This is a genomic window from Candidatus Magnetaquicoccus inordinatus, from assembly GCF_004217665.1.
Lineage (GTDB): Bacteria > Pseudomonadota > Magnetococcia > Magnetococcales > Magnetaquicoccaceae > Magnetaquicoccus > Magnetaquicoccus inordinatus.
Genome location: NZ_RXIU01000114.1, coordinates 1 through 11820 on the forward strand (window position 1 = coordinate 1; position 11820 = coordinate 11820).

The 11820-nt window shown below is 44.4% G+C and carries 10 protein-coding genes; 6 read left to right on the plus strand and 4 right to left on the minus strand.

The window, feature by feature from the left end:
• The 5 genes from EJP87_RS18485 to EJP87_RS09560 all read left to right on the plus strand — a co-directional run.
• Positions 1-1091: restriction endonuclease subunit S (locus EJP87_RS18485; protein ID WP_130471639.1), on the plus strand; the 1091-nt coding region annotated here is incomplete at its 5' end.
• On the plus strand, positions 1088-1675 hold the full coding sequence (locus tag EJP87_RS09545; RefSeq protein ID WP_130471640.1) for an ATPase: 588 nt from the start codon (positions 1088-1090) through the stop codon (positions 1673-1675). The genes EJP87_RS18485 and EJP87_RS09545, both read left to right, overlap by 4 nt.
• Positions 1672-1878, plus strand: a complete 207-nt coding sequence (locus EJP87_RS09550) for a hypothetical protein (protein ID WP_130471641.1) — start codon at positions 1672-1674, stop codon at positions 1876-1878. The genes EJP87_RS09545 and EJP87_RS09550 overlap by 4 nt, the downstream gene beginning before the upstream one ends.
• On the plus strand, positions 1875-4967 hold the full coding sequence (locus tag EJP87_RS09555) for a type I restriction endonuclease subunit R (protein ID WP_130471642.1): 3093 nt from the start codon (positions 1875-1877) through the stop codon (positions 4965-4967). Before EJP87_RS09550 ends, EJP87_RS09555 begins: the two co-directional genes overlap by 4 nt.
• A complete protein-coding gene (locus tag EJP87_RS09560; protein WP_130471643.1) occupies positions 4957-5691 on the plus strand; it encodes a M48 family metallopeptidase in 735 nt (244 codons plus the stop codon). Before EJP87_RS09555 ends, EJP87_RS09560 begins: the two co-directional genes overlap by 11 nt.
• A 772-nt stretch (positions 5692-6463) precedes the next feature.
• Here the strand turns inward: EJP87_RS09560 and EJP87_RS09565 are convergent.
• From EJP87_RS09565 to EJP87_RS09580, 4 genes are all read right to left on the minus strand, one after another.
• The gene (locus tag EJP87_RS09565; protein ID WP_193771268.1) at positions 6464-6922 is read right to left on the minus strand and encodes an H-NS histone family protein; all 459 of its coding nucleotides are present in this window, start codon (positions 6920-6922) and stop codon (positions 6464-6466) included.
• Between the two features lie 118 nt (positions 6923-7040).
• Entirely contained in the window at positions 7041-7784 is a 744-nt protein-coding gene (locus EJP87_RS09570) for a hypothetical protein (protein WP_130471645.1), read from the minus strand.
• A gap of 200 nt (positions 7785-7984) precedes the next feature.
• Positions 7985-8509, minus strand: coding sequence for a hypothetical protein (locus EJP87_RS09575; RefSeq protein ID WP_130471646.1), 525 nt, complete (start codon positions 8507-8509; stop codon positions 7985-7987).
• A gap of 508 nt (positions 8510-9017) precedes the next feature.
• Positions 9018-10016: a hypothetical protein gene (locus EJP87_RS09580; protein ID WP_130471647.1), complete on the minus strand. Its 999-nt coding sequence runs from the start codon at positions 10014-10016 to the stop codon at positions 9018-9020.
• Between the two features lie 669 nt (positions 10017-10685).
• Between EJP87_RS09580 and EJP87_RS09585 the strand changes: the two genes are divergently transcribed.
• On the plus strand, positions 10686-11820 hold a 1135-nt coding region (locus EJP87_RS09585), incomplete at its 3' end, for a tyrosine-type recombinase/integrase (protein WP_130471648.1).

The window sequence follows — 11820 nt, forward strand, 5'->3', positions numbered from 1 at the left end:
TCATGGTTGGCATCGCGAGTGCGGCTACACATGCTTACAGGGACAAGGGCATTGCACTCCTGAGAAATCAGAACATAAAATCTGGTTATCTGGATGATACAGACGTTCTTTATGTTGACCCAGCATACGAATATCAATTCAAGAACAAACGACTTAAACAAGGTGATTTATTAACTGCAAGAACTGGTTATCCTGGAACCACGTGTGTTGTACCTGAAAAGTATGACTCAGTCCAGAGTTTCACTACTCTGATAATCAGGCCTTATAGAGATGTTATGGACAGTTTTTTTCTTTGTTTCTACATAAACTCAGAGCATGGTCAAGGATTCTTTGAACAGAGTCAAATTGGTGGAGCGCAAAAGAATGTAAACGCTGGCTCCCTTCAGCAAATGCCCATTCCAGTTTTACCTCTCCCTGAACAACGCGCTATTGCCGTCGCATTGTCGGATGTGGATGCACTGATTACCAAGCTCGACCAACTCATCGCCAAAAAACGTGACCTCAAACAGGCCGCCATGCAGCAACTGCTCACCGGGAAGACTCGGCTACCGGGGTTTGAGGGAAAGTGGGAGGTGAAGGAACTTGGAGAATTGTTATCATATGAGCAGCCAACAAATTATCTTGTCGGAAGCAGTAAGTACAACGGCAACAACAATGTTCCAGTGCTTACAGCAGGTAAAACATTCATTCTTGGTTATACAAGTGAGACCTATGGCGTTTTTAAAGATTTACCTGTAATCATATTTGATGATTTCACAACTGACAGCAAGTATGTGACTTTTCCATTTAAGGCGAAGTCGTCAGCAATGAAGATTTTGAAACCACAAAACCCATCTGTCAATCTAAAAATAATTTTTGATATAATTCAGTTAATTAAATTTAAGATTGGTGACCATAAAAGGTATTGGATTTCTGAGTATCAAAAGTTGGAAGTCAAGATTCCAACAGCAGCAGAACAAACCGCCATCGCCTCCGTCCTCTCCGACATGGACGCTGAAATCACTGCCCTTGAAGCCCGTCGTGACAAGACCCGTTCCCTCAAACAGGGAATGATGCAGGAGTTGCTGACCGGGAGGATACGGTTGATATGACCACCTCATCCCAACCCATCTGCCGGATTATCTCTGGTCCAAATGGAGCGGGAAAGACCACGTTTGCGCTCACCTATCTGCCGGAGGTGGCCCACTGCCGGACTTTCATCAATGCGGACTTGATTGCAGCCGGGTTGTCACCGTTGGCACCGGAACAGCAATTGCTGTCAGCAAGTCGCTTGTTTCTGGGGGAAATTGAGCAGTGCATTCAGAGTCGTCGTGACTTTGCCTTTGAAACCACGCTGTCCGGTCGTGGGCATTTGCAACTGATTCGGCGGATGAAGGCGGATGGTTGGCGGGTGGAGTTGCTTTATCTGGCACTGCCCAACGTAGAGATGTCACTGCTGCGGGTTTCAGAACGGGTTGCTCATGGCGGTCATTCCATTCCTGCTGCGGATATTCAGAGACGCTTTCCACGGAGTCTTGGCAACTTCCTGGGGGAATATGCAGAACTGGTTGATTATGCCCGCTTGTTCCTCAACAGTGAAAAAGAGCCGCAACTCATCATGATACAGCAAGGCAAGGAGCGGACCATTCTACAACCTGAGATTTTTGAACACCTTATCCGAGAGGCCAAAGGATGATGGAGACCATCTCTGTGGAAGACCAGCAGATACTGGACAGCATGAAGAAGGCGGTCGCCAATGCGTTGGAACGCAAACGGCGTTTGGGTCAGTATGCGGTCATCTGGAAGGATGGCCGATCGGCCATCCTTGGTGGCAAAGAGTTGAGCATGGAACCGGTTCCCTCCTCATCGATTGACACAGCCAATCCACCCACGCCATGAACAGTCAAACGGAGAAGCAGACCCAATCCCGTGTCATTGCTCTGTTTCAGGAGAGATTGGGCTACGACTATCTGGGCAACTGGAAGGAGAGACCCGGCAACGCCAACATTGAGGTTGGTTTGCTCACCTCCTGGCTGCAACGCCAAGGTGTGGATGATGTCCTCATCAACCGGGCACTGCATGAACTGGAAAAAAGCGCCTCTGATACCAGCAAGCACCTCTACGACCGCAACAGAGTGGTCTATGACCTCCTGCGCTACGGGGTCAAAGTGCAACCAGGAGCCGGTGAGAACCGGGTCACGGTCTGGTTGATTGATTGGAAGAAACCAGAAAACAATCACTTTGCCATTGCTGAAGAGGTCACGGTCAAGGGAGCGGATGCCAAAGCCAGCAGCAAGAGACCGGATATTGTGCTCTACGTCAATGGGATTGCCTTGGGGGTGTTGGAGCTGAAGCGTTCCAGCGTCTCGGTTGCAGAAGGTATCCGTCAGAATCTGGATAACCAGAAAAAGGAGTTCATCCAGCCCTTCTTCTCCACCATGCAGTGGGTGATGGCTGGTAATGACAGTGAGGGGTTGCGCTACGCAACCATCCAGACCCCGGAGAAATATTATCTCCGCTGGTATGAGGAGACGGGACCGTTTGCAACAGAGACCAATTTGTTGGACCGTCATCTGCTCCAGATGGGTGCAAAGGGTCGTTTCCTGGAGTTGATTCATGATTTTGTTGTCTTTGATGCGGGCATCAAGAAGGTGTGCCGTCAGAATCAATACTTCGGGGTCAAAGCTGCTCAGGAATATATCCACCGCCGTGAAGGCGGTATCATCTGGCATACCCAAGGCAGCGGCAAATCCCTCACCATGGTCTGGTTGGCCAAATGGATACGGGAAAACCATTCCGGGTCACGGGTTCTCATCATCACCGACCGCACGGAACTGGATGAACAGATTGAGAAGGTCTTCAAAGGGGTGAATGAACAGATTTACCGCACCAAGAGCGGTGAAGACTTGATTGCCACGTTGAATGAAAGCAAAGAGTCACTGGTTTGCTCCCTGGTGCATAAATTTGGCCGTCAAGAGAGTTCTGATAGTGAAGCGGCAGCCAAAGAATTCATGGCAGCCATTCAAAGGCTACCCTCTGATTTCAAGGCAAAAGGAGACATCTACGTCTTTGTGGATGAGTGCCACCGTACCCAGTCCGGTGACCTCCACAAGGCCATGACCAAGCTCTTGCCCAATGCCATGTTCATTGGTTTCACCGGAACACCTCTACTGAAATCCGACAAGAAGAAGAGCATTGAGGTGTTTGGAGGCTACATCCACACCTACAAATTTGACCAGGCTGTGCGGGAGGGAGTGGTCTTGGACCTCCGCTATGAGGCCAGAGAGATTGACCAATCACTGATATCCTCCCAAAAGGTGGATGACTGGTTTGATGCCAAGACCAAGGGGTTGAATGATTTCTCCAAAATCCAGTTGAAACAGAGATGGGGAACCTTGCAGCAGGTACTCTCCAGTCAGTCCCGTCTGGAGAAGATTGTGGCTGACATCCTCATGGATATGAATACCCGGCCACGTCTAATGGATGGCCATGGTAATGCCATGCTGGTGGCAGGGAGCATTTATGAAGCCTGCAAATTTTATGAACTGTTTAGAAAAACGGAATTGCAAGGAAGATGCGCCATTGTCACCAGTTATGCTCCAAGCATAGATGACGCAAAGGGAGAAACCAGCGGAGAGGGTGAAACAGACAATCTGCTTAAATATTCAGTCTATTCCAGAATGCTGGCAGAGTGGTTCAGTGAACCGGAAAAAAGTGCCATCCAGAAGATTGAACGGTTTGAGCAGGAAGTCAAAAAGAAATTCATCCATGAACCCGGTCAGATGAAACTGCTGATTGTTGTGGATAAGCTTTTGACCGGCTTTGATGCTCCACCCGCCACCTATCTCTACATTGACAAACAGATGAAGGACCATGGCCTTTTCCAGGCCATCTGTCGGGTGAATCGGTTGGATGGAGATGATAAGGAATACGGATATATTGTTGATTATAAAGACTTGTTCCAAAAACTTGAAGGGGCAATTGAGGATTATACCAGCGGTGCCTTTGATGGTTATGATGCGTCAGATGTCCATGGTCTCCTGGAAAACAGATTGACCAAAGCCAGAGAAAAGCTGGAGGAGGCCCGTGAAGCCATCAAAGCGTTGTGTGAGCCGGTGGCTGCACCCAGAGAAGAAGTGGATTTTCTGCACTACTTCTGTGCCGTAGAGTCCGGCAACCACGTCCAGTTGAAAGAAAATGAACCCAAACGGCTGAAACTCTACAAATTTTTCTCCTCATTGCTCAGAGCCTACTCCAGCATTGCCAATGAGTTGGATGAAGCGGGCTACAACTCCAAAGAGATTGAACAAATCAAAAGAGAGGTGGACCAGTTTGCCAGGATAACGGAGGCGGTCAAGCTCTCCAGCGGAGATTTTCTTGACCTGAAACTCTATGAACCGGCCATGCGTCATCTGATTGATACCTACATCCATGCAGAGGCCAGTGAGAAGATTTCCTCCTTTGATGACATGAGCCTGATTCTATTGCTGGTGGATAAAGGGGCAGAGGCCGTGAATGCTCTGCCCAAGAGTATCCGAAAGAATCAGGATGCGGTTGCTGAAACCATTGAAAACAACGTCCGCAAGCTGATTATCAATGAATCCCCCATTGACCCTGCCTACTATGAGCAGATGTCCCGGTTGTTGGATGCTCTGATTGAGCAAAGACGCAAAAAGGCACTGACATATCAGCAATATCTGGACAAGATTGCCCAATTATCCAGAGATGCCAAACATCCCGGAGGTGGTCCAGGGGGGTATCCTGACATCTTGAAGACCTCCGCACAGAGAACCCTCTACAACAACCTTGGCAAAGATGCCCATCTGGCTCTGGCAGTGGATAGTGCAATCCAGAATAGCCGGATGGATGGTTGGCGGGAGAACTCTATGAAGCGTAAAAAGGTCTGGTGGGCAATCCGGGAGATATTGCAGGATGATGCCCTGACTGACCAGATACTGGAATTGGCAAAGCATCAAAATGGCTATTGAGTCTCACCAAATCACGGTCAGTGGTCTGGATGTGGAGGTGGTTCGGAAAGACATCAAGAATCTTCACTTGGGTGTCTATCCCCCCCTTGGTAGGGTGCGTGTGGCAGTTCCTCTCATGGTCACAGATGAAGCTGTCCGATTGGCGGTGATTGAGAAGCTGCCTTGGATTCGGCGTCAGCAGTTGAAGTTCCAGAACCAACCACGCCAATCCCAACGGGAAATGGTCAACGCTGAAAGCCACTACTACCTGGGCCAGAGGTATCGCCTACGTGTCATAGAGCGGCCCGGAGTCGCCATGGTGGCAGTGAATGGTGTAACTTACCTGGATTTGTTTGTCAGACCCGGTACTACCCAAGAGCAGCGTGGTGAAATCCTCTCCAAGTGGTATCGGGTGCAGCTCAAGCTGCTGATTCTTCCCCTTTTGGAGAAGTGGCAATCCGTTCTGGCGGTCCAGGTGGCGGCTTGGGTTGTCAAGAAGATGAAGACCAAATGGGGAAGTTGCAATCCATCAAGTCGGCGGATTCTCTTCAACCTGGAGCTGGTCAAGAAGCCGGAGCAGTGTTTGGAGTACATTGTGGTGCACGAGCTGGCCCATCTGGTCCACCGGACCCACGGGGAAGAATTCATAGCCTTGCTGGATACTCACTTGCCGCATTGGCGGATGACCCGTGAACTGCTCAACAGTATGCCATTGGGACATGATGAATGGGGACCGGTCCAGTAATCCGTCCCTATCACACCTGCATCCCCTCTACCCACCGCAATCCTGACTTTCATTAATCAAAATGACGGTGGAAAGTCAGTAATCAGTTGGTAAAATATGATATAGAGAAGCTTATAGGCAAAATACCAAAAAATATTGTGCTTGTAAGACGCTCTATAGAGAACTTATATGAACGGACAATTATGTTGGTATTGCCAGAACAAAGCCACGCTAGAATGCTTCTCATGAGACTGCTTTTTGTAACTACATGATTTAATGCGGTAAATTATTTATAAAAAAATTTGATTGCGGCTATAATCAATTTTCTATAGTCATATTTGCAAATCTAGAAATGGTTATTTGGTCAATAGAAAACAGAAAGAATGGTAATTACTGATTGAGTATGCCGTAAATTCAAAAAAGTCAAGAAAAAATATATCTGACGTCAGCCTGAATTGAATTAATAAATAAGCATCTACGGTAATGGCCAAAAACTAACCTCACAGAACGCTCTACAATCCATTTTCAGGATGCAGTCAATGCGTTGATATCCCACCAACAAAAGATGGCTTAAAAAGGCTCCTAGAAGACGTATTTGCAACTTGCTGATTTTATAGGCAAAATTTTCAGGTAAAATGGGGGGAAATGGCGTTGTAGCGGTTAGTGAAGGATTCAAACGGAGGAGAATGCGTTGATGATGGATGAAATTTAGAGGCGGTCAGTCTCTTTGAGGTGGTGGTGAGGAGGCAGTGTCTGTATGCACGCCTCCACAAGCAGATATATGCTGATTGGTTCAGTCATTCTTGATGCGAAGTGTCTCAGGGTCCACACCGCTCTTGACCAACTGGTCAAACCACGTAGGTTTCTTTCCGCGTTTGAACGCAAATTCACCGCTATTCTGAGGATTTACGTAGTAAGGCTCTTGCTTGATTCCAGCATCTGCGCGCTTTTTCTTTGGTGTCACTCCTTCAGCAGGGGAGGTGGAAGAAGAAACATTAAGCACAAATTGGATACTTACACCAAGGGCTTTGGCTTTCTCAGTCATCTCTTTTTTGAGGTCAGCAATTGCTTTTTCTCTCTGACGGTCCATCTCTTTCTCAATCCTCTCTTTGAGCTTGACCAAGACATCATATGGATACAGTGAGAAATCCAGATTTTCCACTGAAATTGAAGATTGTGCGGATGCTTCAATGGCATCCGCTTTCACATCATTGTCTTGTTGCGGCTGTTGAGACTTCGCTTTAGTGGCCATGGTCAGAATCTCCATCTGCTGGTTAATTTGATAATCTGAAATTCTGATGAAATTTCTGGTGAATGTCAATACCAAATTTAGCCTATTCTGTTAAATGGAGATTCTTTGTGCTGTTGGATTATTTCTTTTCCAAGCCAGCAAGAATATGAGCTAGGATGGTCTTAGTGTAATTTGACATTTTTGGCACATGAGTGTCCACCTGATTCATTTCAAGAATCCTTTGATAGAATTTTTCATAGGAAATTGAATGGTCAACCACAACTACTCTGACCTTCTTGCCGTAGGAAGATGTTATCTCTCTCAACCAAAAAGGTGCGCTGTACTGTCCTTGAGATATTTCCGCATCTTGAGACGTAATTTCAATCACTTCACTATCAGGAACTATAATAGGTGAGAGGTCTTCTAAAAAATTGTACAAATATTTAGGTATGGTAAATACAAGCACGTCAGGCTCAAGAATCTTAACTGTCCTCCATAGAACTTGAAGACCAGATAAACAGTTCCTAACAATTGACTCTCTGATAGCTGTTAGTGGTTGAGGACAAATTACCAGACTAGAAAAACAAATTTTTGTTATTTCAGGATATTCAAATTGACCTTTGAGAGAACCGTCGATGAAATCTGAGGTGGATTTGTCCAAACTGTCAAGCATGTATTGGATGTCTAGTTTTTCAAGAACATCTGAATTATGAGTTGCAGAGACAAACATCACTTTGTTTTCCTGTTCAAAAAAATGCTTACCCAGATATGGAGTTGCAGGTTGTTTCACTGGCCCGACCAAACACCTTCTGCAAAATTTATTAAATGGAATAATTAATCTATTTGAATACAGTTTCTGTATTTCTTGTTCAATGTCATTCATTTAATTCAATACTCCTAAAGAGAAAATTTGTCATTTTGTATATTCTTTTAATATATCAAATACAAACGTTAGTATCAGACAATAATGCAAATCAAAATTTTGTTCAATATATTTCAGAAATGTTTCAAGATGTTATTATTGTCTGACAATATTTCATAATCAATTCAGATGTTAATTTGTGGCTAAATTAAACTTGACACCTAAATGGCTTTATATTCTATTTCTAGAATTTGTTTCAATCTGTTCTTGAATTCTTCTTCATATTCTGACAGGTTGTTGCTGTAATCATTATTAATCTGAGCTTGATTAATTTTTATCCCAAGCAGTGTCACTATCAGGTTGTTATCATAGTCAAACACTGCTTGTTCAAATACTGGTAGTTCTGTAGAACTTGGGACTACAAATATTCCGTGCATTATGGCACCTGGTTTTCTGAAGTGATTCATATAGAAAGCCATGCGGTAAAGAATCTCAGGTGATACTGTATAATCTCCAGCCACATTGGATAGGTTTCTGAAGTCACGCCGCTTGGAATCAATCAGAGCCACAACGTCTTTGTCAGAGTTGCAGAGCTTAATGTCCGGTCTAATTGTACGTTTATGTCCAGCAAACAGTTTGTCCGCAAAATTGAAATCTGGTGGAATTACAATTGACAGACTGGTTTTATAGATAGCATCATGACACAACCGTCTGACATAATATTCAAAATTTAAGAATGGTCTCATTGTCCATATCTCCTGCTTGTTTCAGTAAGAAATTTCTCAACATCATCTCTGTAGTAGTAGACTCTGTTCCTGATTTTTGTGTATGGAATTCTCTCTGGATTGGTGCACCGCATTTTTGCTAATGTATGAATGCTCATCCTTAAAAGTGCGCATGTTTCCCAGGTGTTTAACAGATTGCATTCCAATCTTTTGACGGTTAGATTAAAACTGCTAGATTCTTCTGTATTCATTGCCTCTTCCTCTTTCAAAAAATATTGGTAGATATTTGCTTCTATATACAAAGGCTTTTCAATCAATCCAATGTTGATGCAAAAGAATGATATTTGCAGAGATTTTTCCATATTTTTGTTGGCTGTATCCAATAAAAAACTTGCTGCGTACATTTGTTGGTAGAGGCAAAAGATGCTGATATAGTCATTTTTAACGTGATGGAATTTTCACAAAAGATGATTGTAACTGATTGATAATTCTATTTTTTTTACGGGAATATTTTAGTATTGACTGCTTATTATAATTCATCATCTTTTTCTTTGAGAGATAGAACAATCAAGTTTTCAATTTTTTTCAATCCAGTATAATATGCAATGTCAAGAGGCGTCCCAGATTCTATCATTGCTTTTTTTATTTTTCTTAAATAGTCAGCAAATATTTCTGGTCTGTTGTTTGGCATTGATACGTTCAATCTGTTTTTTCTTTTCATTTCTTTATATTTTTGATATTCATCTTTTGTGTAGCGTCTTTCAATGATTTTGTCTAAATAATCATATGGCAAATCATAGAAGGAAACTCGCTCTGAAAACATTTTAAAAATGAATTTTTTTTCAAGCAGGTTTGGTATGTCTTGGATTTTCCTTATTCCTCTTGATTTAAGAAACACTTTGCGTGACCTGAATTCCCAATGACAGGCATGCAATTCATCATCTAATCTATTTTTCTTTTCAGAATAAATGATGCTGCTATTTCCTTTTGATGCGTTCCTGAAATTTGTATACGTGCTGGTCAGGAATTTTTTTATACTTCCTGACCATTTTACCTTGGCTATTTTCAACCATAATTCACGGAATGAATTTGCCGTATCAGAACTCTCAAATCCAAAATCTACCGCAATGTCAACTCTTGAAATTACATGGTTTGGAAGCTGCATTTCAGATATGGTCTTTAGGTCAGTTCTGCTTGGCGTTTGTAACGTGATAGATATTCCAGCCCCATTCCACTCTTTCTTTCTTTTGCTAGACTGGGTTTGGTCACTTGATGCTCTGGCTTCTGATGTGTCCGCTTCTGCTTTCTCAATTGGCACTATTTTGTGATTCTCTATCCCTTGGAATTTTTCCTCCAAATCTTTGGCTTGTGCATACAAATCTTTTGCATTGGGCACAAAAATCCAGATACATAGCGTGTCTATGTAGGTGGTAGCGTAGACCGCTTGATTGACCAGGCACTTCAAATCTTCTGGCCAATCTCTATGAGGGGTAATTTTATTGTTGAAAATTATGCACTTGTCATTCATCTACTATGTTCCTCTATCCGCATATTTGAAAGATTATAAAGAGGTATTTGTACCTCTATATTCAAAAGCCTTTAGAGGTTATATTGTGCTGTATAGTTGACTTTTGTTATGTTGGTGGAGAGGTGATTCTGGTGGAGCTGGCTATGAGCCTGATATTCTCAATCCGCTATTCTACGTGATATGTGTTCAGAGTGGATTTCAGATAGGACACAGCATTCAACCACTACGGGACGTTTCTGGGTGCGTGGATTTGCGCCTACCATTACTTAAATAAAATTTTCTGTTTGTGTATTATCTATAACTTTAGCATGAGTTGACAATTATCCGTAAATTGCGCACAATAGGCATAAGCTAGGTGCGTCTCTCTACTTAAGAGAGGTTCTGGACCCTTTCCTAAGCGACATGTTGGCATTGGTACGTTTCAATGGTGATGCGTATTAGTGTCATGTTGTTGGCTGCCCCGTGATGCTGCAATGTCATCTACGGGGGGAAGGCAGAGATGCGCCATGGTTGCACCCTTTGATTCTGTACCATCATCAGCTATCCTCACAGTTGAGGAGGTTGCCCTGTTCCTGCGGAAAAGCCCTTCATGGGTCTACAAAAATTGGCAGGTATTGGGTGGTGTGAAGCTCGTGGGTTCTCTGCTTTTCCCAGCAAAGGAGGAACTCTATGAGCGTTTATTTGGTAAAAGGGAAGGGGTGGAGGTACGACTTCACCAAGAACGGAGTCCGTCACACGGCGACGTGGTTCCGCTTAAAGGCAGATGCACAAAAAGCCGAGGCAAAGAAAAGGGAGGAGTTGGAGCAAGAGCAGGAGTTGGAACCGGAACCACCGCAGCACATGCAGACCGAGGTGGTGAAGACCCCAACCGACATGGCCTTCTTGGACCTTGTTAACCGCAGACTGGACCATGTTAAGGCTTACAACTCCCAAAGGCACTATACTGACTACCTGTATTTGGCAAAGCGTTGGGTCAAGCTATGGGGCAAGTTGTTGGTTAATCAAATCAGTCAGGATATGTTGATGGCGTTTCTGTTTGAACGGACCAAGGTGTCGAACATCACAGCCAACAAAGAGCTTCGGTATCTTAGGGCGACTTTCAGGTTTGGCATCCAGAATAAATGTGTACAGGTTGACCCAACAGAAGAAATCAGCTTTTTCCCAACTGAGGAAATCGTCCGGATGGTGCCGTCATCTGCTGAGATTGACCGGGTAATTGCTGCCGCTGAACCTGACACCCAGGATTACCTATGGACTATGCGAGATACCCTGGCCAGAGTAAGTGAGGTTAACCGTTTGACCTGGAATGATGTGGACTTCAATGCGCGGCATGTCATCCTCTACACGCGCAAGAGAAAGGGTGGTAGTTTGACACCCAGGAAAGTCCTCATGACCAATAAACTTTTTGAAGTCCTGTCACGTCGTTATGCTGCCCGTGACAAGACCAAGCCATGGGTGTTTTGGCATACTTACTGGGACAACAAGACTGGGGAGCGTGTACAGGGGCCGTACCGGGACCGGAAGCGGATAATGAAAACCCTTTGCGAAAAGGCTGAGGTGGGGTATTTTCGGTTTCACCCGATTCGGCACTCTGGGGCCACCTTGATGGACAACAACAATGTCCCTCTTGGGGCCATTCAGAAAATTTTGGGTCACAGGAATCGGAGTACAACTGAGTTGTACCTGCATAGCATGGATAAGTCTGATAGAGAGGCGATGGAAACCTTTGAGCGTGCTCGTGAAAGAGAGTCTCACACAGAGTCTCACACAGAGTCTCAGACAAAACGGGCAGCAGAAAACGGAA

Bases quoted from the DNA above. Each gene is read 5' to 3' on its own strand.
- EJP87_RS09545 (WP_130471640.1), top strand. From the start codon at position 1,088: ATGACCACCTCATCCCAACCCATCTGCCGGATTATCTCTGGTCCAAAT.
- EJP87_RS09550 (WP_130471641.1), top strand. From the start codon at position 1,672: ATGATGGAGACCATCTCTGTGGAAGACCAGCAGATACTGGACAGCATG.
- EJP87_RS09555 (WP_130471642.1), top strand. From the start codon at position 1,875: ATGAACAGTCAAACGGAGAAGCAGACCCAATCCCGTGTCATTGCTCTG.
- EJP87_RS09560 (WP_130471643.1), top strand. From the start codon at position 4,957: ATGGCTATTGAGTCTCACCAAATCACGGTCAGTGGTCTGGATGTGGAG.
- EJP87_RS09565 (WP_193771268.1), bottom strand. From the start codon at position 6,922: ATGGCCACTAAAGCGAAGTCTCAACAGCCGCAACAAGACAATGATGTG.
- EJP87_RS09570 (WP_130471645.1), bottom strand. From the start codon at position 7,784: ATGAATGACATTGAACAAGAAATACAGAAACTGTATTCAAATAGATTA.
- EJP87_RS09575 (WP_130471646.1), bottom strand. From the start codon at position 8,509: ATGAGACCATTCTTAAATTTTGAATATTATGTCAGACGGTTGTGTCAT.
- EJP87_RS09580 (WP_130471647.1), bottom strand. From the start codon at position 10,016: ATGAATGACAAGTGCATAATTTTCAACAATAAAATTACCCCTCATAGA.